Below are 25,397 nucleotides of genomic sequence, written 5' to 3' on the forward strand. Positions count from 1 at the left end.
CTTGTCATTGTAGCCGGATCGTCGGTGCTTGCGTACTGCTTTCCCCGCCTTCTTGATCGCCTTGGCTGTCGCCGGTCCCCGGACCTCACGACTTGAGAAACGGGCGAGCCGTTCAGCCTCACGGCAATCAATCGCAAGGGAGAAAAATTGGCCTGCTTTGTTTGTGGGACTGGCACAGTCACATAAACAAAGTAGGTGCTCCCGGAAGGGAAATATCGCAGACGGATCACGTAGTGAAGTCAAAGCCGCTTCGTCGGCTTCCGGGTTACAGGCCCCAGCCAGGACTTCCGGTAGGACCGGCGCTTATGAAATGAAACAACGTGAAATGTAATAAGCATAGTCGGTCACTATGAGAGGGAGGAATATTGACTCTGCAATAAAAAACGCTAGGATAAATATATAACAACAAGAAGAAAATAATGTCCTATCAGTTTATGCATTTCGATTCATATGCCCGAGAGGGATCAAAGCAAAGCAAAACAGTCACCAAGAAAAACGGCGACAAAATAACCACCACAAAACAGGTAAAAAGCATTCGCCAAATTCTGGAAGAGCAGGCCAGAATCGAGGCGGCTTGCCCACATATTGATCAACCTCGTCGCCCTGGATTGCTTTATGGTGTTCCACCTATGGAGGTTCTCCCAATGGTGGAAGAGTGGGCAGAAAATTCAAAAGATGCCCAAGGTAGAAGATTAAGAAAAGACGGTCTGTGTGCTCTGGTTGGGGTGGCTTCTCTTCCTCGTGAAATGGAAGACGATTTCCCACAGTTTGCAGAGGACACTCTCGCTTGGCTAAAAGAAAAATATGGAGATCGCCTTAAATCAGTCGTCGTTCACGATGATGAAGCCCACCCGCATTTGCATTTTACGGTCGTCCCTCGCATTGGTGAACGATTTGACGATATTCACGACGGCTACAAGGCAAGCAAGCAGGCAAAACAAGAAGACAAGAAGAAAGGAGAGCAAAATCTTGCCTATATTGAGGCAATGAGAGCCGTGCAGGACGATTTTAGTAACAGAGTTGCCATGTCCCACGGCTTGACCCGAATTGGTCCGGGTCGTCGCCGTTTAACTCGTGCCCAGTGGAAGGCAGAAAAGGCACAGGCTCGCTTTTTTGCCAATGCCAAGGCTGTCGCCAAGGTCGCCAGCAAACAGGGCTATAAAGACGGCATTCATAAAGCAGAGGAAAAAGCCAAAACAATCATTCAGGAAGCCCAGGAACAAGCCAAGGGGCTTGGTTCCAAGATTGGGGGCTGGCTTGCTGGTTTGGCTGGTGCTTGGCACAAACCAACAGCCGAAGCATTGGCAGAGCTAGAAAAGGCGAAGAAGGAATCAGACAAGGAAAAAAAGAAGGCTGAAACCTATGCCCAAAAAGCCAAGGAATGGGCTGATCAGCGAGTGGCTACCGTGGGCAACCAAATCACCGCACAAAAAGAAAAAACCAAGGAATTGGAAAGGGACTTGGAAAAGGAACAGGAAAAATCCAAGGGATTGGGTGAGACTGTTGCTTGGTATGAGAAAAAATTCGGCATGGCTCCCAGTAATTTCAACAAAATAAAAAAATAGGGAATTTTTCGCCGTTTCCTTTTTTGTTTTATTTCATAAAACCTCTACGAGATTCTTCTTTGCTTGGGTACTATTTATCCATTTGTGCCTTGTGTACTCTTTATTTTTGTTGTACAAAGACTTTGCCTTCACCGTGCTATCACACGGTTCCGGCAAAGTCTTACCCTTCCCGAATTATTAAAATAATTCTGGGTTGGACTTTACCGGGTAATTAACCGTGTGATAGCTACCACATAGCACCGGATGGAAAATAAGTAACCATTTCCATTTAGCAAGTTCGTTCCGTTACTGGAACAGTTGGAGGGTCTTGCCTTGTCTTCCCTGTGGCTATCCAACTTTACCATTCTAGCCTACTTGTTAATTTGACTACCTGCCACTCAATGCCTTTTCCAGTTGCTAGACTGCTATTAAATCAACCTAGTTATTTTTACCTGTGCCTGTTTTGCGACCATTTGCCTGACAATTTCCGAACCGAGAGAATTAACCGACGCATAAAAAATTGCCTTACCACACAGCAAGACAATCTAATTTAATTCGGTGTATTGACAATTTTCAAAAATCAAATATGATTTATTTTGTGTTTGGTGGTTTACTTGTATTTGAAATTTTTAGATTGTCAATAGGTAAGCCGGTTAAAACGGGTGGTGCCGATTTAACGAGAGAACTAAAAAAGCCAGTCATCGACTGGCTTTCTCTTTTGTTTTTAACCTATTCAGTCATAGGTAAGTCGCTTTTCCCTAAATTGCAGTGGGAGCAAAGTGTTTGTAAGTTCTCCAAAACAGTTTCTCCACCTTTGCACCAAGGTACAACGTGATCAACATGCAGGATAGTGGTTGGATCAGTTGCCGGCGACCTACCGCAAGCCACGCACTTGAAATTGTTTTTCCTATAGACTAAAAAAACAAGCCTCCAAGACGGGTTTCTTGATGTCTTCCTTCTCTTTTCTTCCGGTTCATTGAATATTTCACTTTCTGCCGGAGTTCCAACAGCTATTCTAGTCAGAAATGGTTCCTCGTCTTGATTTGCTATCTCAACAAACCTTTCTAATGCTGATCTCCAAGAACCAAATCTCCTGCGGTAAGTATCGGAAGAATATTTTGACAATGGGGGGTTAAGATCACTTTTCTTTGGTTGCCGCCCAAGTTTTTCCCAAATGACTGCTATGTTATTTAGCAAATCATCTTCGTTTACTTTCTTGTGATACAGAGGGGAAGTATTTAAACCGGCTTTAATGAGGGCCTTTTCCCAATCTCCAAATCGTTTTGCGATATTTGCACTAGAAAACCGCCCATGCAATTGATATTCGGATCTAGACAGGCTTTCTTGTGCGACAATCTCCGAAACTCTTTTTATGTCGGCGATTATTTCTTCGGCTGGGATATTATTTCTCTTTCCTACCGTCAGCCCTGATCTCTCTAATGCAAAATTCCACGCTCCAAACCTGTTTTGAATAGTGGCGGGGCTAAATCGCCCATTTTTTTGGTAGTCTTCTTTTGTTATTGTCGCCTTCCCAAGAGCACGAGCGACCGACACAAGGTCATCAAGCAAAGTTTGGTCTTCGCAGTTTCTATTGTCCGGTTGTAGTTCAAATTTCATTGGTTTGGCTTCAACTTGGCTTTCGCCAATTTATGAGCCTCTTGCCTTGCTTTCTTGGCGCATAGAATTGACAACATTTCGCTGAATTGTCCTTGGCTGTATTTCATTGCCTTGAAGTCAAGCACCGGATAGTCCAACTTGCTGGCGACATTATCCTGCAAATATTGCAGATTGTGGGGATTGGAGTATGCCGTTGAATTGATCGTATCGTGCTCGTGTCCAACAAACTGGCACCGGCTTTCCTCTGGTACTCCGTTTTGTTTCAATCGGTCATTGGAGGTCGACCGGAAAGAGTGGAAAACCTTCTGCTTGTCCTGAATGCCAATCTTGTCCAGATACTTCCCCCATCGCTCGCTCGGTGTTGCTCCATAGGAGCCAAAGGTGTCCGGGGTAAGGTAGGGAAAAAGTTTCTTCCCGTGTGCCTTGGTGTCGTTTACATAGTCCAAGAAGCCACATTCAAGGAGGGTCGGGTGGATTGGGATCAGGCGAGTAGCCGCCAAAGTCTTGAGGGACTTATCTCCCTCGCTGTTGATTGAAATCGCCCAAATGCTGTCATGCTCTTGAATGTCGGCAATGTCCAGTTGCGCCAGTTCCGAAATTCGCCCACCTGTGAAAAGTCCCAACATAGGGAGCCAAAAATCGGCAGGTCGTTCAGCTTGGCTCAAAAGTTGGGGCTGAAAAATCAACTTGAGTTCGTCGTCCGTGAACGGCTTGTACCCTTTGGTGACTGCCGCCTTTTTGGCATCAGCTTTTGAAAAAATTTTGTGCCCACGGCTTGGCAATTCCTGCCCATCAGGAAGCACCCCAATGGTTTTGGCGAGTTCAAAAAGCCCATTGAGTGCAGGCAGGTATTTTCGGGAGATGGTTCGCTCTCCTATGCCGTTGCTCAGGAGGTCGTCAATGAAGTCGGCGACATCAGTGCGGGTAATGCTGTGGACAGGAATGTGCTTTTTCTTCTTGCGTGTTTCCAGCCACTCCACGAACTTCCGGTGATAGTTGCCGTACTCGTACAGGGCTTTGGGTGACAGCTTGTTCTTTTTGCGGGTGGCAAACCTCGGCACCATTTCCTGAATGGTGGCTCCCCCTTCTTCCTTCTGGCTTGCTGGTGGTGCTGGCTGTGGCTCTGGTGTTACCCGTTGGGGATTGGGGCCAGCAATCAGTTTTGCCAGTGCTTCCGGGGACAGGTTGAGAGTCTGGAGAATGTGAACGGCTCGGCTGGCATCGTCGTCGCTGTTGATGTTCCGAAGAACGAAGCCCCCCGGCATTTCAATGTCCAGCTTGCGGGTGTCAGGCTCGGTAGGTGGGGTGAACAGGTTGTTCACTTCCGACAGGGGAAGCCCGGCAAGTTCAGCCAGTTGCTCACGGTCTACACGGTGCAACAGGTTCAGCAGGAAGTCACCATCAGGGGCGTGTCCTGCAATGCTCTCTGCCGTGTTGAGGTAGTCCGTTGCCATTGTCCTTTGTTGCTCCTGGTTGCGAACCGCCATTATCCCAGATAGGCACAGGGCTTTGAAGCGGGCTTCCTGTGGGTTCTTGGTTCGCAAGGAGATCCGCTTCTCCTTGGTAGTGGCACCCAGCCGGAAGGTTAGACGGAAGTAAAAAACACCGTGGCGAGACTTGGCGAGGTGTGAAGGTAGCTTCAAGGCTGGTGATCCCCAAAAAATGGGACACCGTCTTGGGACACCTGTAGCGAGACACAAAAGAAAAAACCCGTTGAAAATCAACGGGTTTTTAAATATTGGCGGAGTGGACGGGACTCGAACCCGCGACCCCCGGCGTGACAGGCCGGTATTCTAACCAACTGAACTACCACTCCTGGTAGCATGCGGGGCTTGCGCCCTGCTGCCTATGCCGACCACGAATGGAAGGCAGTTTGGCGACCCTACGGGGATTCGAACCCCGGTACTCACCGTGAAAGGGTGATGTCCTAGGCCTCTAGACGATAGGGTCAAAGCCTGTGGCATCGCCATGTGCGACACCGAATAAAAAGCCTTGCGTGGTGCGCAAGGCTTTGTACATGTTGGCGGAGTGGACGGGACTCGAACCCGCGACCCCCGGCGTGACAGGCCGGTATTCTAACCAACTGAACTACCACTCCTGGTAGCATGCGGGGCTTGCGCCCTGCTGCCGATGCCGACCACGAATGGAAGGCAGTTTGGCGACCCTACGGGGATTCGAACCCCGGTACTCACCGTGAAAGGGTGATGTCCTAGGCCTCTAGACGATAGGGTCAAACCTAGAATTTGGTGGAGGTAAGCGGGATCGAACCGCTGACCTCTTGCATGCCATGCAAGCGCTCTCCCAGCTGAGCTATACCCCCAAATTGTCTTCACCTGGCTTTCTGCTTTTGACTTTCGTCATTTGCTTCGTGCCCTGCGAAGACTTGAATTATAGGGAGGTTTTCAGCGTTTTTGCAATTGCTCCAAAATTTTTTCGCGATGTTGCAGAGACAGCACTGCATCCAGCGATGGCGTGTGGGGAGTCCCCATCACCAGGATCCGCACCGGCATGGCAAGCTGGGGCATTTTGAGGCTCTGTGCCTTGAGCACCTGCTTGATGGCAGCAGAGATCGATTCGCGGGTCCACTCGCAGGCGGCCAGGGCATCGTGCAGGGCTGCGAGCGCGGGCTGGATGGCTGGAGTGAGGTACTGCGCCACATCCTCGGGCTGGGGAGCTGCCGGCTGGTGATAGCGGGCGATCCAGTCGGCCAGGATCACCAGGGTGTCGCAGCGGTCCTTGAAGAGGCCACACATGGCGGGCAGACGCCCATCGTCGAGGTCGGCTTCCACGATGCCGCGTGCCAGGAGAAAGGGACGCACGAGCCGTGCAAGGTCCTCGTCGGAGGTGGCCTTGAGGTGCTGCGCATTGACCCAGCGCAGCTTGGCTTCGTCGAACTGCGCAGCGCTGCGACCGAGGTGGTCGAGGTCGAACCATTCGAGGAACTGTTCGCGGCTGAAGATTTCGTCGTCCCCATGGCTCCAGCCCAGGCGGGCCAGGTAGTTGATCATGGCATCGGGCAGATAGCCTTCGTCACGGTACTGTGTGACGGCCTTGGCGCCGTGGCGCTTGCTCATCTTCTCGCCCTGCTCGTTGAGCACGGTGGGAAGGTGGGCATACACCGGGGGTTCCTTGCCGAGGGCTCGGAAGATGTTGATCTGGCGCGGGGTGTTGTTGACATGGTCATCGCCACGGATGACGTGGGTGATGTGCATGTCCATGTCGTCGACCACCACGCAGAAGTTGTAGGTGGGGGTGCCATCGGGACGTGCGATGACGAGGTCGTCGAGCTCTTCGTTGTGGATTTCCACATGGCCCTTGACCTTGTCGTCCCACGACACGGTGCCGGTGAGCGGATTGCGGAAGCGGAGCACGGGCTGAACGCCCTCTGGAACGGGAGGCAGGACCTTGCCGGGTTCAGGGCGCCAGGTGCCGTCGTAGCGCGGCTTTTGCTTGGCTGCCATCTGGCGCTCGCGCAGGGCATCGAGCTCTTCCATGCGCATGTAGCAGGGATAGACGTAGCCGGCTTCCTGCAGCTGTGCCAGGACTTCCTTGTAGCGGTCCAGACGCTGGGTCTGGTAGAAGGGACCTTCGTCCGGCGTGAGGCCCAGCCACTGCATGCTTTCGAGAATGACGTCGACGGAAGCCTGGGTGGACCGTTCCAGATCGGTGTCCTCGATGCGCAGGACAAAGTCGCCATGCTGGGAACGTGCAAAGGCCCAGGGATAGAGGGCGGAACGGATGTTGCCCAGATGGATGAAGCCGGTGGGCGAGGGAGCGAAACGGGTACGTACTCTTTGGTTCATGGGAAGTCCAGAAATTCAGGCCAGTGCCAGTGTGGAGAGGCCCCGGGCAAGGTCGGCCTTGAGGTCGTCGACATGTTCGAGCCCCACCGCCACGCGGATGAGTCCCTGCACGACGCCGGCAGACTGGCGCTGCTCTTCGGTCAGCCGGCCGTGCGAGGTGCTGGCCGGATGGGTGATGGTGGTCTTGGTATCGCCCAGATTGGCGGTGATGCTGCACAGCTGGGTCTGGTCGATGACATGAAAGGCGTTGCGTCGCCCTTCTTCGGGGGAAGACGACTTGACGGTGAAGGACAGCACGCTGCCGCCGAGGCCGTTCTGCTGCTGCATGGCGAGCGCATGTTGCGCGTGGGACGGCAGACCAGGATAGAAGACATGCTCGACCTGCGGCTGCTGTTCGAGCCAGCGTGCCAGCTCCAGGGCACTGGCGCATTCGGCGCGCACGCGCAGCGAAAGGGTTTCCAGCCCCTTGAGGACGACCCAGGCATTGAACGGGGACAGCACCATGCCGGCCGAACGGATGAGCGGCGCGAAATGGGTATCGATGAGCGCATGGCTGGCACACAGGGCGCCTGCCATGACCCGCCCCTGTCCGTCGAGCGACTTGGTGCCGGAATGCACCACCACGTCGGCACCCAGGGAGAGCGGCTGCTGCAGCACAGGAGTTGCAAAGCAGTTGTCCACGGCCAGCAGCGCACCTGCCGCGTGGGCCACATCGGCAAGGGCACGGATGTCGCACAGATCGGTGAGCGGATTGGTGGGAGTTTCGGCAAACAGCAACCGGGTGTGGGGGCGCACGGCAGCACGCCATGCCTCCACGTCGGTCTGGGGAACGAAGGTGGTTTCCACCCCGAAGCGTCCCATTTCGGCACCCATGAGCTTGATGGTGGAACCGAACATGGACTGGGAACAGATGACATGGTCACCGGCCTTGAGCAGGCCAAGGGCGAGCAGCAGCACGGCGGCCATGCCGCTCGACGTGGCAATGGCTGCCTCGGCCCCTTCAAGCGCGGCGAGGCGCTGCTCGAAGCTGGTCACGGTCGGATTGCCGGTCCGGGTATAGGTGTAGCCATCGCCCGGATGGGCGAAGTTGTGCGCCGCCGTTTCGGCATCGGGCTGCACGAAGCTGCTGGTGAGGTAGAGCGCCTCGCTGTGTTCGCCGTACTGGCTGCGCGGGACGGCCTGCCGTACCGCCAGGGTCTCGGTGTGCCAGCCGTGTGGGTTGGAGGGGGAAGTGGGTTCGTCCGAAAGGGCGTGGATGTCGGACGCGTCGGCTGCGCTTGTGGAGGAAGTCATGATCGGATCGAAGGTATCACACCTGTGCCTCGGCATTCGGGAGGGCGAGGCGGGAGGTGTTTTCGCTGTCCTCGGACGATTTGGGACGCTCGTCCTGCATGCGGGTGATGTCGGTGTCGCTGATGTCGCCCGTGACATACACGCCGTCGAAGCAGGAAGCATCCATGTTGCGGATGGCCGGGTTCAGGTCGTGAATGGCAGTCTTGAGCGCGCCCAGGTCCTGATAGATCAGGGCATCGCAGCCGATGATTTCGCGCACTTCCTCGACCGTGCGGTTGTAGGCGACCAGCTCCTGCTGGGTAGGCATGTCGATGCCGTACACATTGGGGTAGCGCACCGGCGGCGCAGCACTGGCCAGGTAGACCTTGCGGGCGCCTGCATCGCGGGCCATCTGGACGATTTCACGCGACGTGGTGCCACGCACGATGGAGTCGTCCACGAGCAGCACGTTGCGGTCCTTGAACTCGCTGCCGACGACGTTGAGCTTCTGGCGCACGGACTTCTTGCGCACGGACTGCCCGGGCATGATGAAGGTGCGGCCGACATAGCGGTTCTTGACGAAGCCCTCGCGGTAGGGAATGCCGAGCACGTGCGCAAGCTGCATGGCGCTGGGACGGCTGGATTCGGGAATGGGAATGACGGCATCGATCTCGGAAGGAGGCACCATGGAGATGACCCGCTTGGCCAGGGCCTCGCCCATCTTGAGACGTGCGCGGTAGACAGACACGCCATCGAGCTCGGAATCGGGCCGTGCCAGGTAGACGAACTCGAACAGACAGGGATTGAGCACGGCATGCTCGGCACACTGCTGCATCTCGATGTCGCCCTGGAGATTGATGATGGCGGCCTCGCCCGGCTCGACATAGCGGTAAAAGGGCACGCCCAGACCCTCAAGGGCCACCGACTCGCTGGCAGCCATGGCCGTGCCGTCGGAGGACTTGCCCAGGCACAGCGGGCGGATGCCATAGGGGTCGCGGAAGGCGACAAGACCGAAGCCGGCGATCATGGCGATCACGGCGTAGGAGCCCTTGAGGCGACGATGCACGGCACGGATGGCCTGGAAGACGATGGCGTTGGTGAGCGGGCGGCTGCCGCTGGCCATCTGGATCTCGTGCGCGAACACGTTGAGCAGCACCTCGGAATCGCTCTCGGTGTTGGTATGGCGGTGATCGAGCGTGAAGAGCTCGGTGCGCAGCGCATGGGCATTGGTGAGGTTGCCGTTGTGGGCCATCACGATGCCGAAGGGGGCATTGACGTAGAAGGGCTGCGCCTCTTCCTCGCTGAAGGCGTTGCCGGCCGTGGGATAACGAACCTGGCCCAGTCCACAGTTCCCCGGCAGGGCCCGCATGTTGCGCGTGCGAAACACGTCACGCACCATGCCCTTGGCCTTGTACATGAAGAACTTGCGATCCATCTGGGTCGCAATGCCGGCGGCATCCTGCCCCCGGTGCTGCAGGAGCAGCAGCGCGTCATAAATCAACTGGTTTACCGCCGACGGGTGCACCATGCCCACGATTCCGCACATATCACATTTCCTTCACAACCGGATCGGTCGCTGGTTGATGATGTGGAATACCCGTGCGCCGCACCATGCGCCGAACGGATGTCCCGGAGCTTCACGCGTCGTGCGCGCTGGCCGGATACCCTTCCACATCAGATCGAAAAAATCATGTCTTCCTTGTTGTCCCGCCGCAGGCCATGCCACTCCGTCAGGCACCCCGCTCGTAGGGCCGTGGCCGACTGCCGCCCACTGCCGGTGGCACCCATCCCTCGAAGGACACGGGCAGCCAGGGTGCCACCTGATGGAGGGAACCGGTGAGCCACACAGAGGCCAGGGACCGCTGCCACCACATGCTGGTATGGAGGGGAGTGAGCAGCACCGCAATTGTCACGATCCACAACAGGACCACTCCACGGATCAGCCCAAAGCCCCCACCCAGGACCTTGTCAATTGCGCCCATTCCCACGCTTTTCAACAGAGACCCCAGGAAGCTCGACAAGAAGGCCATGCCGAGCATGACGATCATGAACACAAGCGCAAAGGCGAGCAGCCAGCCGGCTTCCGGGCTCCAGTGGCTGAGCCAGACTTCGGGAAGCCACATGCGCACCATTTCGGCGCTCCAGTTCGCGGCCAGAAAGGCCAGCACCCATCCCGCCAGGGACATGACTTCGTGCACCAGTCCACGCCACAAACCGAGCATGGCGGAGCATACGACCACCACCAGGCAGATGGCATCCCATGTGCCCAGATGTTGCCAGAATGCGTATGCGCCAGACATAGAGGAAAGAACCTGAGAGCGAAGGAAACGAGGAACGGAAGGGAAAAGACAGCCAGGAAATGCCGAGCCACACGGGGGCGCGGGGCCAGACGCTCAGTAGCTGTACATGGATACCGGCAGCCCCAGGGCGCGAACCTTGGCAGCCACATGCTCCATCTGCTGCCGCGAGCCGAAGGGGCCCATGCGCACGCGGGTCACATCCTTGCCATTGACCTTGACGACCTGGGTGTAGTTGGACAGACCGGCGGCACTGAGCCGGTTGCGCACGCTGGCGATGCGGCCGGGCTCGACATAGGCGCCTACCTGGACCACGAATCGGCCTTTCTCTGGAAACTTGCTGTAGGCGGCCTTCTCGGATGCATGGGCCTGGGCGGCCTCGGATGCGGCCCTGGCCTTCTGGGCCTGGAGCTGCTGCTGGCGGGTCCTGCGCTCGGCATCGGCACGGGCCTTGGCTGCCTTGGCGGCTTTTTCCTGCTTCTGGCGTTCCAGCAGCTGGCGGTGCTGCTGGGCCTGTTCACGTGCCTGCCGTTCGAGCCGCGCCTTGCGCTCCGCATCGGCCTGAAGTCTGGAGGCAGTGACTTCGTCATCGGCTCGGACCACGGGAGCCTGCGCCTGCCGGGTGGGCGGCGCATGAAGCCCTGCTGCAGGCAGGGCAGCCAGGCCATGATGCGGGGCTGCCGCATGCGGAGCTCTGGAGGCTGCGGCCACGGGCGGGAGGGCTGCAGCCGAAGCGGCGGGTTCGGACGCGGCATCGGGTTCGGAGGCAGCCGACGCTGCCGAAGCGGCAGGACTTGCCTCTACCACCTGCTCGTTGGCGGCGAGACTGCGGCTCGTCTCGACCATGCCACTGGCGGCGGGTACGGGCGCTGCCGGGGTGTCCGTCTTGCCACCGAGCGAAATGGGAATGCCGGGACTGACGGTGCGTGGGGAAGAGTCGAGCACGAGCGGCAGCACGATGACGGCAGCAACCACCAGAATGGCAGAACCGATCAGGCGATGGCGTGCCCGGCGACGCAGGTCATCCGCAGACTGCACGGGCACTTCCACCCGGGAGGCCTCTTCCGCCTTGCCGGAAGAGGCGGATTCGGATGCCGCAGAAGATCGGTTCTTGAAAAAAGCCATGCGTCTCACAGATGCTACGGGCCGATATCTTCCTGATCTGGACGGCTCCCCTGTGCATGTGCAGGAGGCCGATCAGGCCAGAAGGATGGTCACGCTCAGGCCCCTGCGGGGCTGGAGAGATGCGGTGCATTGAGCCTCGGAAGCGGCTCCTGGAGCACTTCGCCCACGGTGACGAACGACCCGAAAACCACGATTCTATCAGTCTCCCCTGCTGCCGCAAGCGCTGCATGGAGGGCCTCCCGGGCACCGGTAAACATGTGTGCCTCGGCGGGCAGGACACGCGATTCGCTCCCCTGCTTCTGCTCCGTCTCCCACATGTCCATGAGGGCCTGTGCAGTGGCCGCGCGGGGGGTGGGAAGGTCGGTGAAATACCACTTGTCCACGATCGGATACATGCGGTGGAGGATGTTCTCCACATCCTTGTCAGCCATGGCGCCGAACACGGCGTGGGTGACGGGCGCATAGGGCATGGTGTCGAGGTTGGCCACCAGGGCCGCCACGGCATGGGGGTTGTGGGCCACGTCGAGAATGAGGGTCGGCTGACCGGGAATCATCTGGAAGCGCCCCGGCAGCTCCACGAATGCAAGACCCAGGCGGATGGCCTGGGCGGTCACGGGCAGACGATCGCGCAGCGCCGTGAGTGCAGCCAGCACTCCGGCGGCATTCACCAGCTGATTGGCTCCCCGCAGGGCCGGATAGGCCAGACCGCTGTAGCGGCGCCCACGCCCGGCCCAGTTCCACTGCTGCTTGTCGCCTGCGGTGTTGAAGTCTCGCCCGACCAGCCACAGATCGGCCCCGATTTCCTGCGCGTGTGCGATGACCGATGCAGGAGGCACGGGATCGCTGACGATGGCGGGACGTCCGGGGCGCATGATGCCGGCCTTTTCGAACCCGATGGCTTCGCGGGTGGGGCCCAGGAATTCGACATGGTCGATGTCGATGCTGGTGAGCACGGCGCAATCCGTGTCGATGAGGTTGACGGCATCGAGCCGCCCGCCCAGCCCGACTTCCAGCACCACGGCATCCAGATGGGCCGACGCCAGGGCATCCAGGATGGCCAGCGTGGTGAATTCGAAATACGTGAGCGTGATGTCGCCCCGCGCTTCCTCCACTGCGGCGAAGTGCCGGCACAGGACGGCTTCATCGATGTCCTGGTTGTCGATGCGGCAGCGCTCGGTGAACTGCACGAGGTGCGGGGAGGTGAAGAGCCCGGTGTGGTACCCGGACTGCCGCAGGATGCATTCGAGCATGGCGCAGGTGGAACCCTTGCCGTTGGTGCCCGCCACAGTAAACACCGGGCAGTCAAAGCGCACGCCGGCACCGCCGTGCATGCGGGCCGCCACGGCCCGAAGGCGGTCGAGGCCCATGTCGATGGTCTTGGGATGGAGTTTTTCGCAATGGTCCAGCCACTGCGCGAGGGTGGAATAGGTCTGCATGGCGCGCTATTGTCCCAGACTTGGCCCACGGCGGGCGACAGAGGAGTCCGACACCCTCTGCCCTGCATGCCTGGGGACATGTCACGATGCACGTGAGGCACGGATAATGAAGGCCTATGAATCCCGATCAGCCTCCCATCACCCTGTATGGCATTGCGAACTGCGACACGGTACGCAAGGCGCGTGCGTGGCTCTCGCAGCGAAATGTGCCCTGCCTCTTCCATGATCTCCGAAAGCAGGGCGTCTCCTTGGATACCCTGCTCCACTGGTGTGCGGCGCTGGGCTGGGAAGCCCTGCTCAACCGCCGCGGAACCACCTGGCGCGCCCTGGAGGCCAGCGAACGCGACACCGTGCACGATGCTGCATCGGCTGCCGCCCTGATGCTTCGCCACCCGACCCTCATCAAGCGCCCCGTGGTGGACTGGCAGGGCACGCTCACGGTGGGGTTCACCCCCGAGCTGTTCCAGGGCGCCCATGCATCCCTTCGGGATCGGGCCTGACATGCTCTCCGGCCTGCCGCATCGGATACCGGAGAAGGACAGGGCCTGGCCTGCGGCTTGCGCGATGTCTCCCTCCTCCCCTGTGAAGGAGGCCAGGACATGCGCGAATTTCTGAGCACCCTGCTGGCCCTGCACTGGCACAGCCTGCTGGGGTGGGTGTGGCTGGCCACGGGCATCTATCTGGCCGGACGCATTGTCTGGCAGCGGCGCTCTCCGGCGGCCACGCTGGCCTGGATCATGGCGCTGTGCCTGATTCCCCCGGTGGGACTCGTGCTCTACCACTTCGTCGGTCCCCAGCGGGTCAAGCGCCAGAAGCTGCGCCGCATGAAGAGCCAGGCCCTGCTGGCAGCCAGCAACGACCTGGAAGCGCTGTACGCGCGCGACGCCAGCCCCCCTGCCTGGGCCATGCAGCACAGTGCCCTGATCGAGCACTGCTGCGGCATTCCGCTGTCGAGCTGCGAGCGTGTCGATCTGCTGGACGGGGGCGCGGCCACGCTCGACGCCATCGTGGAGGCGGTGTCCCGGTCCGAAAGCCACATCCACCTGGAGTACTACATCTTCGAGCCCGATCATGCGGGACTGAAGCTGGCCTCGGCGCTGTGCCACAAAGCCCGGCAGGGAGTGAACGTGCGGCTGCTGGTCGATGGCGTCGGCTCAGCCAATCTGCTGCTGCGCCAGGGCCTGGCCCTGCGGCGCATGCTGGCCGATGCCGGAGTCGAGTTCGGGGTATTCCACCCGACTCGCCTCTATGGCCTGCTGCCTCTGGTCAATCTGCGCACCCACCGCAAGCTCGTGATCTGTGATGGGCGCGTCGGCTTCACCGGCGGCATCAATGTCACGGACGAAGAGGACGACCGCCTCTTTCCCAATTCGGCCTACCGGGATACCCATGTGCGGCTGGAAGGTGCCGCCGTGCGCTGGCTGCAGTACACGTTCCTGCAGGACTGGATCTATGCCACCGGCCGGCATGAATTCGCGCCCCACATCGTGCCCCTGCACGCCCCGGGGCCCCACGCCGTGCATGTGGCAACCTCAGGGCCGGACAGCGAGGGCCAGGCCATTCACCACAGCATGGTGCATGCCATCAGCATCGCGCAGCACCGCATCCTGCTGACCACCCCCTACTTTGTGCCGACCGAACCGGCCTGGTTCGCGCTCATCAACGCTGCCCGGCGGGGGGTCGAGGTCCGCATCATGGTGCCGCGCCACAGCGACTCGCACCTCGTCACTGCGGCCGCCCGCTCGTACTACCCTTCGCTGCTGGAGGCAGGCGTGCACATCTTCGAATACCAGGGCCGGATGCTGCACGCCAAGACGCTCGTGGTGGATCGGGGGTATGCCATGGTCGGATCGGCCAATTTCGACAATCGCAGCCTGCTGCTGAACTTCGAGATCGCCCTGGCGCTCTACAGCGAATCGCTCAACGGGCAGCTGGCCCGGATGTTCACACGCGATCTGGCACGCTGCCGCCCGATCAGCGGCGAGGAAGCTGCCGAGCCCTGGTTCCGACAGCTTCCCGTGGCCGTGGCCCGCCTGCTCTCGCCGCTGCTGTGACACGGCGCGTGCGGTGCGATACGGGCTGCAAGCTCGTAGAATCGAATGTTCAAGGGCGCGCGGCCCGGCCGTGCGTGTATTGCCTCTCCGTCCTGCCGCCTCTCGGGCGGCATGTCTTCTTTTTTACTGTCTCATGAGCCCCATCGCCAACGTCACCCTCCAACCGCAGGCCAATGTGTATTTCGACGGCAAGTGCATTTCCCACAGCTTCACGCTGCCCGACGGCTCCCAGCAGAGCGCAGGCGTGATCCTGCCCGCCTCGCTGACCTTCAACACCGGCGCCTCCGAAGTCATGGAATGCGTGGCAGGCTCCTGCGAATACCGCCTGGCAGGCACCGACGAGTGGAAGACGAGCCGCGCCGGTGAATCGTTCAGCATTCCGGCCCACAGCAGCTTCGACATCCGGGTCACCGAGCCCTACCACTACGTCTGCCGCTACGCCTGATCGAAGCGCGTCCGGCATCCTGCCTCGGCCCCTTTCCTCTCCAGACGAATCACGCCATGTCCAACACCATCCTGCAATCCATTCCCGCCGGCCAGAAGGTCGGCATCGCCTTCTCGGGCGGCCTCGACACCTCTGCCGCCCTGCTGTGGATGCGCCAGAAGGGCGCCATCCCCTACGCCTACACCGCCAACCTCGGACAGCCCGACGAATCCGACTATGACGCCATCCCGCGCAAGGCCGAGCAATACGGCGCCGAGCAGGCCCGCCTGATCGACTGCCGCGCCCAGCTCGCCCACGAGGGCATTGCAGCCATCCAGTGCGGCGCCTTCCACATCAGCTCCGGTGGCATCCACTACTTCAACACCACCCCGCTTGGCCGGGCCGTGACCGGCACCATGCTGGTGGCGGCCATGAAGGAAGACAACGTCAACATCTGGGGAGATGGCTCCACCTTCAAGGGCAACGACATCGAGCGCTTCTACCGCTATGGCCTGCTCACCAACCCGCAGCTCAAGATCTACAAGCCTTGGCTCGACCAGCAGTTCATCGACGAGCTCGGCGGCCGCAAGGAAATGAGCGAGTTCCTGATCCAGAACGGCTTCGACTACAAGATGAGCACCGAGAAGGCCTACAGCACCGACAGCAACATGCTCGGTGCCACCCACGAGGCCAAGGATCTGGAACACCTCGACAGTGGCATCCGCATCGTCAACCCCATCATGGGCGTGGCCTTCTGGAAGCCCGAGGTCGAAGTCCGCCCCGAGGAAGTGCGCGTGCGCTTCGAGGAAGGGGTGCCCGTGGCACTCAACGGCCGCGAATTCTCCGACCTCGTCGAACTGTTCCTCGAAGCCAACCGCATCGGCGGTCGCCATGGACTGGGCATGAGCGACCAGATCGAGAACCGCATCATCGAAGCCAAGAGCCGCGGCATCTACGAAGCTCCCGGCATGGCCCTGCTCTGGACGGCCTACGAACGCCTGGTCACCGGCATCCACAACGAGGACACCATCGAACAGTACCGCATCAACGGCCTGCGCCTTGGCCGCCTGCTCTACCAGGGCCGCTGGTTCGATCCCCAGGCCCTGATGCTGCGCGAAACCGCCCAGCGCTGGGTGGCCCGCGCCATCACCGGAGAAGTCACGCTGGAACTGCGCCGTGGCAACGACTACTCCCTCCTCAATACCGAGAGCCCCAACCTGACCTATGCGCCCGAGCGCCTGAGCATGGAAAAGGTGGAAAACGCGCCGTTCAGCCCTGCCGACCGCATCGGCCAGCTCACGATGCGCAACCTCGACATCGTGGACACGCGCGGCAAGATCGGCGTGTACGCCAAGGCCGGCCTGCTGCAGCTTGGAGAAGGCGCCGCCATGCTCAAGCTCGAAGCCGACAAGAAGCACGACGCCTGAGCATCCGGCACGCTGGGTGCGCCCTGAGGCGCACCCTCTCCCGGTGCCGACAGCCCCCTGCCAAGCCGCCCATACCCTGGGCGGTTTTTTTTACGTTACGCGCCCGGAAGCATTGACTGCAGGGGAATACCCCTACCTTTTGTCCTCAAATCAACGAACGGTCGTTTCTTTTTGTATGATGCCGCGCTCGACCCGCCGGGCAGCATGGTGCATGCCCCGGCGAAGGATTCATGCCCACGCAGCCTCCAGCGAAGGAACAGCCCCATGCCCTTACGAGCGATCGTCGCCACATCGACCGGCGGTCTGGACGAACTCCAGATCCCGCACCGCATCCGCATCCTGCGTCTGCAGCTCCGCATTCAGGGCCGCCGGCTGCTCGACGGGCTGGAAGTCAAGGGCAGCGCCTTTCACGACTGGATGCTGCGCACCCCGGGCCAGGTGGCCGAAACCGCTCCTCCCAGTCAGATCGAGATCGCCAACTTCTTCCGCGACCTCATCCGCGAAGGCTACGAGGAAGTGCTGGTGCTCACCCTTTCCTCGCGCCTGAGCAGAACCTACGAACAGCTCGACCTGCTGCGCAACGCCTATGCCCACAAGCTGAAGATTCACCTCTTCGACACCGGCATGGCCGCCCACGCCGAAGCGCTCATGGCTCTCGAGGCCGACCGCCTGCTCGAACAGGGTGCCTCCATGGCAGACATCGTGGTCCACCTCACCGACCTGCGCGCCCGCACCATGACCTTCCTGACCGTGGGCAAGCTCGACTATCTGATGCGCACGGGTCGCGTCTCTGCCGCATCGGGCATGCTGGCCAATTTCATGCGCATCCGGCCGGTGCTGCACATCACCGAAGGCGAAATCCGCCCCTACGCCAAAATCCGCACCACCGACCGGGCGCTCGAAGGCATGCTCGACGGCGTGCACGAGTTTGCCCAGGGCAAGCCAGTGGACATCCATGTCATGCAGGGCGGTGTGGAAAGCACCAACGCAAGCCTGGGGCGCCTGCTGCTCGACCGGCACCAGATGTTCGGCCACCCCACGTATGCCGTCACCCCCGTGATCGCTGCGCACACGGGCCCCGATTGCGCAGGCGTGGTCGTGGTGCGTCGGGCCTGAAGACCAAAGGCAGCATCGCTTTCGGCCACGGAGCCCCGCCCCGCCCGGGTCAGACCACCACCGGTTCCGTTTCGAGCCGGATGCCGAAGCGCTCGTACACGCTGGTCTGGATGGCTCGTGCCAGAGTCATCACCTCGCCACCCGTGACGCGTTGTCCGGTTTCGCCCATGCGGTTGACCAGCACCAGCGCCTGCCGTGGGTACACCCCGGCATTGCCCATGCTCTTGCCACGCCAGCCGCAGGCGTCGATGAGCCAGCCGGCAGCCAGCTTCACGGTGCCATCGGGCATGGGATAGTGCACGATATTGGGTTCGCGGGCGATGATGTCGCGGCACAGCTCGGTGGACACCACCGGATTCTTGAAGAAGCTGCCTGCGTTGCCGGTCACGGCCGGATCTGGCAGCTTGGCCCGGCGGATGGCCACGACCATGTCGAACACCTGGCGCGCCGTGGGCTGCGTCACGCCGAGTTCCTCCATCTTGCGCTGGATGTCGAGGTAGCCCAGCTCCGGCTTCCATTGCTTGGGCAGTGCAAACCGCACCTGCGTGATGACGGCCTTGCCGGCAAGCCCATGGTCGCCCCTGCGGGCTGGTGCATGCTTGAACACCGAATCCCGATAGCCAAAGCCGCACTGTGCAGCATCGAGCGTAAAGGTGCGCCCAGTCTCGATGTCAACGGCGTCGAGAGCATGGAAGCGATCCTGCAGCTCGATGCCGTAGGCTCCGATGTTCTGTACGGGCGAAGATCCCACCACCCCGGGAATCAAGGCCAGATTCTCCAGTCCGGGATAGCCCTGATCCAGCGTCCACGCGACGAAGTCATGCCAGTTCTCGCCCGCCCCGGCCTGCACGATCCAGTGCCGATCGGTTTCCTCCACCAGGCTGCGTCCGGGAATTTCGAGCTTGAGCACCAGAGGGCGCACATCGCCGGTAAAGATGGTGTTGCTGCCGCCGCCCAGGGCCAGCCACCCCTGCTGCAGCAGCTCGGCGCTTTCATGCAGGGACTGCAGCTGGGCTGCACTGTGCACACGCAGCAGCTGCTGGGCGCGTGCGGCAATGCCAAAGGTGTTGCAGGAGTCGAGGGGGGCGTTTTCTTCGATGCGCAGGATAGTCATGGGGGATAATTGTCGCATCAAGGGGCCGTGGAATCGTTCCACGCGCCTCTTTCCACCCACTCTCCGGGGAAGCCCCTGCATTGCAGTCCATGTGCTGCCGCAGCCTCTGCACAGGCCGATGCACGGGCTGTTTCCTCCCCCTTCAGCAAGGAATACTCTGCCATGCCTTCTTTCGATACCGTCTGTGAAGCCAATCTCGTCGAGGTCCGCAACGCCGTGGAAAACAGCGCCAAGGAAATCGGCACCCGCTTCGACTTCAAGGGCACCAGTGCCGCCATCGAGATCAAGGAACAGGACATCACCCTCTACGGCGATGCCGACTTCCAGCTCCAGCAGGTGCTCGACATCCTGCGCAGCAAGCTCACCAAGCGGCAGGTGGATGTGCGCTTTCTCGACATCGGCGATGTGCAGAAGGTCGGCGGCGACAAGGTCAAGCAGGTGGTCAAGGTGCGCAACGGCATCGAATCCGACCTGGCCAAGAAGATCCAGCGCCTCATCAAGGACAGCAAGATGAAGCTCCAGGCCTCCATTCAGGGCGATACCGTGCGCGTCAGTGGCGCCAAGCGCGATGACCTGCAGGCTGCCATGGCTCTGATCCGCAAGGACATCAGCGACATGCCCCTGAGCTTCGACAATTTCCGCGACTGATTCCTCGCTCCCGCTCCACCGCTGCCTTTCTCCGTCTTTTTCTCTTGCCCATGCGCCCTTCCTTCCTGTCATTGCCTGGCCTGTGCTCGGCTCTCATGCTCTGTGTCTCGGGCATGGCCCATGCCGAATCCGTGGCTCTCGTGGGCATGATGGGGCAGCGTCCGCTGCTGGTGGTCAACGGTTCTTCGCCGCGCGCCATGTCCGTGGGCGAAACCTTCCAGGGCGTGCGGGTGGTGTCGGTCTCCGGCTCCGGGGCCACGCTGGCCAGTGCGGGCAAGCGCTACACGCTTCACGTCGGGGACGCGCCGGTCAACGTCGGACAGGTGGCCTCTGCAGGGGGGGCATCCGGCCCGGATGGGGGGCGCATCGTGCTGCCACGGGGATCGGGCGGGCATTTCTATGCCAGTGGCACCGTCAACGGCAAGTCTGCCCGGTTCGTGGTGGACACCGGGGCCACGCTCGTGGCCATGGGCGTGCCGGATGCCGAGCGCATGGGCATCGCCTACCGCAATGGACGCCCCAGCCGCAGCCTGACCGCCAATGGCGTGGTGGAAAGCTGGCGGGTGCAGCTCAATTCGGTGCGCATCAACAGCGTCGAGGTCTACAACGTGGATGCCGTGGTGCTCAAGACCTCCATGCCGGCCATGCTGCTCGGCAACAGCTTCCTGTCGCGCTTCCGCATTCTGCAAAACGGCGACCAGATGGTGCTCGAACGGCGCTATTGAGAGCCGAGCAGCATGGGGCGGCGCAAGCCCCCTGCTCTCACCGGGGGCTGCTGCCCTTGCTGCCGATGCGCGACTCCTGCCCGTCAAGCAGCCGGCGAATGTTGGCCCGGTGACGCCAGATGAGCAACCCGCTTACGCCCACGATCGCAAACAGCACGGGGCCCTGCACCGGCCACCAGCCATTGATGCCCAGCATGTACCACATGGGAGCCGACAGGGCTGCCACCAGCGCCGCGAACGAGGAGTAGCGCGACACGAACGCCACCAGGAGCCAGGTCAGCAGCACCAGCGTCCCCGCCAGGGGAGCCCAGGCAAGCACCACCCCGGCAGCGGTCGCCACCCCCTTGCCACCCTGAAAGCGGAAGAACACCGGATACAGATGCCCCAGAAAGGCCGCCAGCCCCACACAGGCCAGCGCACCCGCACCCAGCCCCCAGCCCGCCCCCCACTGCGACACCACGAACACCGGCAACCAGCCCTTGAGCGCATCGAACACCAGCGTCAGCAAGGCGGCCTTCTTGTTGCCGCTGCGCAGCACATTGGTCGCCCCCGGATTGCCGCTGCCGTAGCTGCGTGGATCGTTCAGCCCCATGAAACGGCTGACGATGACGGCAAAGCTCAGCGAGCCCAGCAGATAGGCCAGCACCACGGCCAGAAGAAAGGAAATGTGCATGCTTGTGTCGCAATGAAAAGGAAGGGGAGGGAGAAAACTGTCGGATGTGGCCGGCTCAGGCCTCATTCTGCCAGCGCACAGTCCACTGGCTGTGCCTGCAGCAGAGTCAGGCAGACCCGGGGATCGATGCCCACCAGATACCCGCGCCGCCCCCCGTTGATCAGAATGCGGGGCAGCTCCAGAATGGAGCGCTCGATATACACCGGCATGGAGCGCCGGGTGCCAAAGGGAGAGGTACCTCCCACTAGATATCCGCTGTGCCGCTGGGCAACCTCCACCTCGCATGGCTCGATGTGCTTCATGCCCAGCTGCCGCGCCAGTGCCTTGGTCGACACACTGCGGTTGCCATGCATGAGCACCACGAGCGGCTCCCGGTCCTGGTTCTGCATGATGAGCGTCTTGACCACTGCAAACGGGTCTGCTCCCAGCACCTCCGCACTGTGGCGTGCCCCGCCATGAGGAACCCAGTCGTAGGTGTATGCATCGAAGGCAACGCCCGCCGCACGCAGCACGTGGGTCGCAGGCGTCTCGCTGATGTGGTGCTTCTTGGCCATGCCGCATTATCCCCTGACGCACTGGTGCAGACGGGTCCCGCTCCTTTTCACGGCCCTGCCTCCCCGGCCGGAAAAAGGCGATCGACAAGATACAAAGAATTACCGAGAGGGCAGAAAACTCCGGATGCCTGCATCTCGGTTGCTTCCTAAAATGTAACCAATGCAGGCCGATACGCGCTGCAGCCATCCATTCACCAAGGAGATGCCTTCATGAACAAAACGCTTGCAACCCTCACCGCTGGTGCCCTCGCCACTTCCCTTCTGGCTGGCTGTGCCGCCGACGGCAACGGTGGATACACCATGACCGAGTCCGGCCGCGCCACCTCCATCGGCGCGGGTCTGGGTGCCCTGGCAGGCGCCGTGGTCGGCAACGCCCATTCGGGCAGCGACACGCTGCGCGGCGCAGCCATCGGTGCAGCCCTGGGTGCCGCTGGCGGGTATCTGTGGTCCAACCACATGCAACAGCAAAAGGCTGCCATGGAACAGGCCACTGCCGGCACGCCCGTGCAAGTCAGCCAGACCGCCGACAACCGTCTGAAAATCAACGTGCCGGCCGATGCAGGCTTCGCCACCAACTCGGCCGTGCTCAACAGCAACATGCGCCCCATCCTGGATCGTCTGGCCCAGACTCTGAACCAGAACCCGGTCACCTATGTGTCCGTCATCGGCCACACCGACAACACCGGCACCGACGCCATCAACAATCCGCTGTCGCTCAACCGTGCCAATGCCGCACGCGACTACCTCGTGGCCCATGGCGTCGCACCGAGCCGCATCACCACCACAGGCATGGGGTCGGCACAGCCTGTGGCCAGCAACGCCACCGCGGCAGGCCGCGCGGAAAACCGCCGTGTGGAAATCTATGTGGGCGAACCGGCCAAGCGCTAAGCCTGGACCCCGGTTCCCTTCTGCCCCATCCGGCAGCCCCTGCGGGCGTGCTGCCGGAATCAGCCACTCCGATGCGAGTGGCTTTTTGCTGTCTTTTTCCCGGAGAATGGCCCCATCGGGAGGCTGTGTCCGTGCGTATGCAAGGTACGCAGGCACCCCATGCCCCTCGCTCCCCGCCCTGACAAGCCATGCCCGATTCGCATCCCACACCCACTCCCACCTCCTACACCCCCCGCCGGCCTGCCCGCATCGAGCACGTGTCCATCCGGGACATGGATTACGCCTGTCGCGTCTGGGGCACTCCTGCAGCGGACATTCCCGTACTGGTGCTCTGCCACGGCTGGATGGACGTCGGTGCCTCCTTTCAGTTTCTGGTCGACGCGCTGCCCGATGGGGCCGGCCTCATCGTAGCCCCGGACTGGCGGGGCTTTGGAGCCAGCCAGCCCGCGCAGGCAGACCACTTCGTCCACGCCGACTACCTGCTCGACCTCGACTATCTGCTCGACCACTACAGCCCGGATCGTCCCGTGCATCTGCTGGGGCACAGCATGGGCGGCAACGTGGCACTGCTGTACGCGGCCGTGCGTCCGGCACGCATCCGGCGGCTTGTGACAGTGGAAAGCTTCGGCCTGCCCGACGCCCCGCCCGCAGAGGCCCCGCAGCGTCTGGTCGATTGGATGAATCAGGTGCGCGCGCTGCGGGAAGGCACCTCCCTGCTGCGCAGCTATGCCACGCTGGAGGCAGTGGCCGCGCGTCTGCAGCGCACCAATCCGCGCCTCGACGCGCCCCGTGCCCACTGGCTGGCCGGGCAGTGGGCTGCGCCATCGGGCGATGGCAGCTGGCGCCTGCGCGCGCACCAGGCGCATCTCATCCCCAATCCCCAGCTCTACCGCGCCGAGGAAGCCCAGGCCTGTCTCTCCCGCATCACGGCCCCCACCCTGTGCGTAGACGCCGAGGAGGACACCATGGCCCACTTCTGGGGCGACCGCTATCGCCGCACGGACTATCTGGCCCGCATGCGTCACATTTCCGATGTGGTGCACATCCAGGTACCGAACGCAGGCCACATGCTGCACCACGACCAGCCTGCCCGGCTGGCACAGCTGGTGCAGCAGTTCCTGCATGCCGCCGCATGACCCTGCCTGCGCACTTCCTTTTTCCCCTGGCCGTGGGCACCTGCCGTCCAGTGCCCTGCTTTTGGCAATAATGCTTGCCATGACGCATACCTTTCTCTGGCTGGACTACGAAACCTTCGGCACCCATCCGCGCACCGACCGGCCGGCGCAGTTCGCTGCCATCCGTACCGATGCCGACCTCCGCGAAATCGGAGAACCCATCAACATCCTGTGCCAGCCAGCCCCCGACTATCTCCCCGACCCGGGATCCTGTCTCATCACGGGCATCACCCCGCAGCAGTGCCTGACCCAGGGAGTGCCAGAGTGGGAGTTTGCTCAGCGCATTCATGACGCCCTGGCCGAACCGGGCACCATCGGCGTCGGCTACAACACCATCCGGTTCGACGATGAATTCACGCGCTTTCTCTTCTGGCGCAACCTGATCGACCCCTATGCACGCGAATGGCAGAACGGCTGTGGCCGCTGGGATCTGCTCGACGTGGTGCGCATGACCTACGCCCTGCGCCCCCAGGGCATCGAATGGCCCGTCAACGACCAGGGCACCACGAGCTTCCGGCTCGAACACCTCACCCGCGCCAACGGCCTGAGCCATGAAGCCGCGCACGATGCCCTCAGCGACGTGCGCGCCACCATCGCCCTGGCCCGGCTGCTGCGCGAGCATCAGCCGAGACTGTTCGACTTCGCGCTCGAACTGCGCCAGAAACAGCGCGTCGCCGCCGAGCTGGGCCTGCCCACCCGCCCCGATCAGGCGCGCCCCTTCCTGCATGTATCGGGCATGTTCCCTGCCAGCCAGGGCTGCCTGGCCATCATGTGGCCCCTGGCCAGCCATCCCACCAACAAGAACGAAATCCTCGCCTGGGACCTGCGGCATGACCCCGAAATCCTGACCCGTCTGTCCCCTTCCGACATCCGGGAACGCATGTTCACGCCGACCCAGGACCTCCCTGCCGGCATCGCGCGCCTGCCCATCAAGGGCATTCACCTCAACAAGTCTCCCATGGTCGTGCGCAACCTGCGCACCCTGAGCCCCGAGCAGGCTGCCCGCTGGCAGATCGACCTCGACGCCCACCTGCGCCACGCCGAGGCCGCCCGCAGCCTGCCGGACATGAGCAGCATCTGGGCCCGCGTTTACGAGCGCCCTGCCTCGTCGGGTCCCGTGGATGTCGATGCGGATCTCTATGGCGGCTTCATCGGTGCGGACGACCGGCGGCGCCTCGACCACCTGCGCACCCTGCGCCCCGAAGCACTCGCATCGGCCCGCACCGGGTTCGACGACGAGCGTCTCGACGAGCTGGTATGGCGCTACCGTGCCCGCAACTTCCCTCAGACACTCGACGAAGCCGATCAGGAACGCTGGCAGCAGCACTGCGCCGCCCGCCTGCTCGACGGAGAAGGCGAAGCACGCACCCTCGACATGCTCCTCTCCGAGCTCGACACCCTGCAGGAACACCACACCGATGCACGCAGCGCCTCCATCCTGGCCGCCGTGCACGACTATGCCGAGCACATTGTGCCCATGGAATGAGACCGCCGCCCCCTGCTCT

General features: G+C 61.3%; 22 protein-coding genes and 5 tRNA genes. 11 read left to right on the plus strand and 16 right to left on the minus strand.

All coding sequences use genetic code 11. The features are described 5' to 3' along the window. The first annotated feature begins 419 nt into the window (after nucleotides 1-419). Nucleotides 420-1,565: a plasmid recombination protein gene (locus ACP2WS_RS04295; protein ID WP_426459665.1), complete on the plus strand. Its 1,146-nt coding sequence runs from the start codon at nucleotides 420-422 to the stop codon at nucleotides 1,563-1,565. A gap of 708 nt (nucleotides 1,566-2,273) precedes the next feature. On the opposite strand, the gene ACP2WS_RS04300 is transcribed toward ACP2WS_RS04295, so the two are convergent. The 13 genes from ACP2WS_RS04300 to folC all read right to left on the minus strand — a co-directional run bounded on the left by ACP2WS_RS04300 (nucleotide 2,274) and on the right by folC (nucleotide 13,094). Continuing rightward, on the minus strand, nucleotides 2,274-3,161 hold the full coding sequence (locus ACP2WS_RS04300) for a homing endonuclease associated repeat-containing protein (protein ID WP_426459666.1): 888 nt from the start codon (nucleotides 3,159-3,161) through the stop codon (nucleotides 2,274-2,276). Next, nucleotides 3,158-4,804: a tyrosine-type recombinase/integrase gene (locus ACP2WS_RS04305; RefSeq protein ID WP_426459667.1), complete on the minus strand. Its 1,647-nt coding sequence runs from the start codon at nucleotides 4,802-4,804 to the stop codon at nucleotides 3,158-3,160. Before ACP2WS_RS04305 ends, ACP2WS_RS04300 begins: the two co-directional genes overlap by 4 nt. 96 nt (nucleotides 4,805-4,900) lie before the next feature. After that, nucleotides 4,901-4,977 (minus strand) — tRNA-Asp (locus ACP2WS_RS04310). A gap of 58 nt (nucleotides 4,978-5,035) precedes the next feature. Then, a tRNA-Glu gene (locus ACP2WS_RS04315) sits at nucleotides 5,036-5,111 on the minus strand. Nucleotides 5,112-5,182: 71 nt separating this feature from the next. Continuing rightward, nucleotides 5,183-5,259: transfer RNA gene (locus ACP2WS_RS04320), tRNA-Asp, on the minus strand. A gap of 58 nt (nucleotides 5,260-5,317) precedes the next feature. Next, nucleotides 5,318-5,393 (minus strand) — tRNA-Glu (locus tag ACP2WS_RS04325). A 12-nt stretch (nucleotides 5,394-5,405) separates the two neighbouring features. Further along, a tRNA-Ala gene (locus ACP2WS_RS04330) sits at nucleotides 5,406-5,481 on the minus strand. An 82-nt stretch (nucleotides 5,482-5,563) separates the two neighbouring features. Continuing rightward, nucleotides 5,564-6,964: a glutamate--tRNA ligase gene (gltX, locus tag ACP2WS_RS04335; protein ID WP_426459668.1), complete on the minus strand. Its 1,401-nt coding sequence runs from the start codon at nucleotides 6,962-6,964 to the stop codon at nucleotides 5,564-5,566. 15 nt (nucleotides 6,965-6,979) lie between these two features. Then, nucleotides 6,980-8,257 carry an O-succinylhomoserine sulfhydrylase gene (locus tag ACP2WS_RS04340; RefSeq protein WP_426459670.1) on the minus strand — a complete coding sequence of 426 codons (1,278 nt, stop codon included), beginning with the start codon at nucleotides 8,255-8,257 and terminating at the stop codon, nucleotides 6,980-6,982. Between the two features lie 16 nt (nucleotides 8,258-8,273). Then, nucleotides 8,274-9,782, minus strand: a complete 1,509-nt coding sequence (gene purF / locus ACP2WS_RS04345) for an amidophosphoribosyltransferase (protein WP_426459672.1) — start codon at nucleotides 9,780-9,782, stop codon at nucleotides 8,274-8,276. A gap of 184 nt (nucleotides 9,783-9,966) precedes the next feature. Next, on the minus strand, nucleotides 9,967-10,536 hold the full coding sequence (locus ACP2WS_RS04350) for a CvpA family protein (RefSeq protein WP_426459673.1): 570 nt from the start codon (nucleotides 10,534-10,536) through the stop codon (nucleotides 9,967-9,969). 93 nt (nucleotides 10,537-10,629) lie between these two features. Next, a complete protein-coding gene (locus ACP2WS_RS04355; RefSeq protein ID WP_426459675.1) occupies nucleotides 10,630-11,658 on the minus strand; it encodes an SPOR domain-containing protein in 1,029 nt (342 codons plus the stop codon). A gap of 95 nt (nucleotides 11,659-11,753) precedes the next feature. Beyond that, a complete protein-coding gene (folC, locus tag ACP2WS_RS04360) occupies nucleotides 11,754-13,094 on the minus strand; it encodes a bifunctional tetrahydrofolate synthase/dihydrofolate synthase (protein ID WP_426459676.1) in 1,341 nt (446 codons plus the stop codon). Between the two features lie 116 nt (nucleotides 13,095-13,210). Here folC and ACP2WS_RS04365 point away from each other — a divergent pair, with 116 nt between their 5' ends. The 5 genes from ACP2WS_RS04365 (at nucleotide 13,211) to ACP2WS_RS04385 (ending at nucleotide 18,115) form a co-directional block, all read left to right on the plus strand. After that, complete coding sequence (locus ACP2WS_RS04365; RefSeq protein ID WP_426459677.1) at nucleotides 13,211-13,594, plus strand: ArsC family reductase; 384 nt, start codon at nucleotides 13,211-13,213, stop codon at nucleotides 13,592-13,594. A gap of 99 nt (nucleotides 13,595-13,693) precedes the next feature. Beyond that, nucleotides 13,694-15,148: a cardiolipin synthase gene (cls, locus tag ACP2WS_RS04370; protein ID WP_426459679.1), complete on the plus strand. Its 1,455-nt coding sequence runs from the start codon at nucleotides 13,694-13,696 to the stop codon at nucleotides 15,146-15,148. A 133-nt stretch (nucleotides 15,149-15,281) separates the two neighbouring features. Beyond that, nucleotides 15,282-15,593, plus strand: a complete 312-nt coding sequence (gene ppnP, locus ACP2WS_RS04375) for a pyrimidine/purine nucleoside phosphorylase (protein ID WP_374492344.1) — start codon at nucleotides 15,282-15,284, stop codon at nucleotides 15,591-15,593. Nucleotides 15,594-15,649: 56 nt separating this feature from the next. After that, complete coding sequence (argG, locus tag ACP2WS_RS04380; RefSeq protein ID WP_426459680.1) at nucleotides 15,650-16,999, plus strand: argininosuccinate synthase; 1,350 nt, start codon at nucleotides 15,650-15,652, stop codon at nucleotides 16,997-16,999. A gap of 264 nt (nucleotides 17,000-17,263) precedes the next feature. After that, the gene (locus tag ACP2WS_RS04385; RefSeq protein ID WP_426459681.1) at nucleotides 17,264-18,115 is read left to right on the plus strand and encodes a DegV family protein; all 852 of its coding nucleotides are present in this window, start codon (nucleotides 17,264-17,266) and stop codon (nucleotides 18,113-18,115) included. A gap of 49 nt (nucleotides 18,116-18,164) precedes the next feature. Here the strand turns inward: ACP2WS_RS04385 and murB are convergent, their stop codons facing one another. After that, nucleotides 18,165-19,229, minus strand: coding sequence for a UDP-N-acetylmuramate dehydrogenase (gene murB / locus ACP2WS_RS04390; RefSeq protein WP_426459682.1), 1,065 nt, complete (start codon nucleotides 19,227-19,229; stop codon nucleotides 18,165-18,167). A 162-nt stretch (nucleotides 19,230-19,391) separates the two neighbouring features. Here murB and ACP2WS_RS04395 point away from each other — a divergent pair, with 162 nt between their 5' ends. Beyond that, nucleotides 19,392-19,877 carry a YajQ family cyclic di-GMP-binding protein gene (locus ACP2WS_RS04395; protein ID WP_374492351.1) on the plus strand — a complete coding sequence of 162 codons (486 nt, stop codon included), beginning with the start codon at nucleotides 19,392-19,394 and terminating at the stop codon, nucleotides 19,875-19,877. A 50-nt stretch (nucleotides 19,878-19,927) separates the two neighbouring features. After that, nucleotides 19,928-20,602 (plus strand): retropepsin-like aspartic protease family protein, encoded by a 675-nt coding sequence (locus ACP2WS_RS04400; protein WP_426459683.1) that lies wholly within the window; start codon nucleotides 19,928-19,930, stop codon nucleotides 20,600-20,602. 37 nt (nucleotides 20,603-20,639) lie between these two features. Here the strand turns inward: ACP2WS_RS04400 and plsY are convergent, their stop codons facing one another. Next, nucleotides 20,640-21,275: a glycerol-3-phosphate 1-O-acyltransferase PlsY gene (gene plsY, locus ACP2WS_RS04405; protein WP_374492354.1), complete on the minus strand. Its 636-nt coding sequence runs from the start codon at nucleotides 21,273-21,275 to the stop codon at nucleotides 20,640-20,642. Nucleotides 21,276-21,337: 62 nt separating this feature from the next. Next, nucleotides 21,338-21,829: an aminoacyl-tRNA deacylase gene (locus ACP2WS_RS04410; RefSeq protein WP_426459684.1), complete on the minus strand. Its 492-nt coding sequence runs from the start codon at nucleotides 21,827-21,829 to the stop codon at nucleotides 21,338-21,340. 210 nt (nucleotides 21,830-22,039) lie between these two features. On the opposite strand from ACP2WS_RS04410, the gene ACP2WS_RS04415 reads away from it, so the two are divergent. From ACP2WS_RS04415 to sbcB, 3 genes are all read left to right on the plus strand, one after another. Further along, entirely contained in the window at nucleotides 22,040-22,717 is a 678-nt protein-coding gene (locus tag ACP2WS_RS04415; RefSeq protein ID WP_374492358.1) for a YiaD family glycine zipper/OmpA-like lipoprotein, read from the plus strand. Nucleotides 22,718-22,905: 188 nt separating this feature from the next. Beyond that, a complete protein-coding gene (locus ACP2WS_RS04420; RefSeq protein ID WP_426459685.1) occupies nucleotides 22,906-23,853 on the plus strand; it encodes an alpha/beta fold hydrolase in 948 nt (315 codons plus the stop codon). A 79-nt stretch (nucleotides 23,854-23,932) separates the two neighbouring features. Beyond that, nucleotides 23,933-25,378, plus strand: a complete 1,446-nt coding sequence (gene sbcB / locus ACP2WS_RS04425; protein WP_426459687.1) for an exodeoxyribonuclease I — start codon at nucleotides 23,933-23,935, stop codon at nucleotides 25,376-25,378. Nucleotides 25,379-25,397: the final 19 nt, after the last annotated feature.

The sequence above is a fragment of the Brachymonas moutaii (nom. illeg.) genome (assembly GCF_049977365.1).
In the GTDB taxonomy this organism is placed as follows: Bacteria; Pseudomonadota; Gammaproteobacteria; order Burkholderiales; family Burkholderiaceae_C; genus Brachymonas.

What these genes read in the sequence shown, in the direction of transcription:
- ACP2WS_RS04295 (WP_426459665.1), top strand. Translation starts at nt 420, where the DNA reads ATGTCCTATCAGTTTATGCATTTCGATTCATATGCCCGAGAGGGATCA.
- ACP2WS_RS04300 (WP_426459666.1), bottom strand. Translation starts at nt 3,161, where the DNA reads ATGAAATTTGAACTACAACCGGACAATAGAAACTGCGAAGACCAAACT.
- gltX (WP_426459668.1), bottom strand. Translation starts at nt 6,964, where the DNA reads ATGAACCAAAGAGTACGTACCCGTTTCGCTCCCTCGCCCACCGGCTTC.
- ACP2WS_RS04340 (WP_426459670.1), bottom strand. Translation starts at nt 8,257, where the DNA reads ATGACTTCCTCCACAAGCGCAGCCGACGCGTCCGACATCCACGCCCTT.
- purF (WP_426459672.1), bottom strand. Translation starts at nt 9,782, where the DNA reads ATGTGCGGAATCGTGGGCATGGTGCACCCGTCGGCGGTAAACCAGTTG.
- ACP2WS_RS04350 (WP_426459673.1), bottom strand. Translation starts at nt 10,536, where the DNA reads ATGTCTGGCGCATACGCATTCTGGCAACATCTGGGCACATGGGATGCC.
- ACP2WS_RS04355 (WP_426459675.1), bottom strand. Translation starts at nt 11,658, where the DNA reads ATGGCTTTTTTCAAGAACCGATCTTCTGCGGCATCCGAATCCGCCTCT.
- folC (WP_426459676.1), bottom strand. Translation starts at nt 13,094, where the DNA reads ATGCAGACCTATTCCACCCTCGCGCAGTGGCTGGACCATTGCGAAAAA.
- ACP2WS_RS04365 (WP_426459677.1), top strand. Translation starts at nt 13,211, where the DNA reads ATGAATCCCGATCAGCCTCCCATCACCCTGTATGGCATTGCGAACTGC.
- cls (WP_426459679.1), top strand. Translation starts at nt 13,694, where the DNA reads ATGCGCGAATTTCTGAGCACCCTGCTGGCCCTGCACTGGCACAGCCTG.
- ppnP (WP_374492344.1), top strand. Translation starts at nt 15,282, where the DNA reads ATGAGCCCCATCGCCAACGTCACCCTCCAACCGCAGGCCAATGTGTAT.
- argG (WP_426459680.1), top strand. Translation starts at nt 15,650, where the DNA reads ATGTCCAACACCATCCTGCAATCCATTCCCGCCGGCCAGAAGGTCGGC.
- ACP2WS_RS04385 (WP_426459681.1), top strand. Translation starts at nt 17,264, where the DNA reads ATGCCCTTACGAGCGATCGTCGCCACATCGACCGGCGGTCTGGACGAA.
- murB (WP_426459682.1), bottom strand. Translation starts at nt 19,229, where the DNA reads ATGACTATCCTGCGCATCGAAGAAAACGCCCCCCTCGACTCCTGCAAC.
- ACP2WS_RS04395 (WP_374492351.1), top strand. Translation starts at nt 19,392, where the DNA reads ATGCCTTCTTTCGATACCGTCTGTGAAGCCAATCTCGTCGAGGTCCGC.
- ACP2WS_RS04400 (WP_426459683.1), top strand. Translation starts at nt 19,928, where the DNA reads ATGCGCCCTTCCTTCCTGTCATTGCCTGGCCTGTGCTCGGCTCTCATG.
- plsY (WP_374492354.1), bottom strand. Translation starts at nt 21,275, where the DNA reads ATGCACATTTCCTTTCTTCTGGCCGTGGTGCTGGCCTATCTGCTGGGC.
- ACP2WS_RS04410 (WP_426459684.1), bottom strand. Translation starts at nt 21,829, where the DNA reads ATGGCCAAGAAGCACCACATCAGCGAGACGCCTGCGACCCACGTGCTG.
- ACP2WS_RS04415 (WP_374492358.1), top strand. Translation starts at nt 22,040, where the DNA reads ATGAACAAAACGCTTGCAACCCTCACCGCTGGTGCCCTCGCCACTTCC.
- ACP2WS_RS04420 (WP_426459685.1), top strand. Translation starts at nt 22,906, where the DNA reads ATGCCCGATTCGCATCCCACACCCACTCCCACCTCCTACACCCCCCGC.
- sbcB (WP_426459687.1), top strand. Translation starts at nt 23,933, where the DNA reads ATGACGCATACCTTTCTCTGGCTGGACTACGAAACCTTCGGCACCCAT.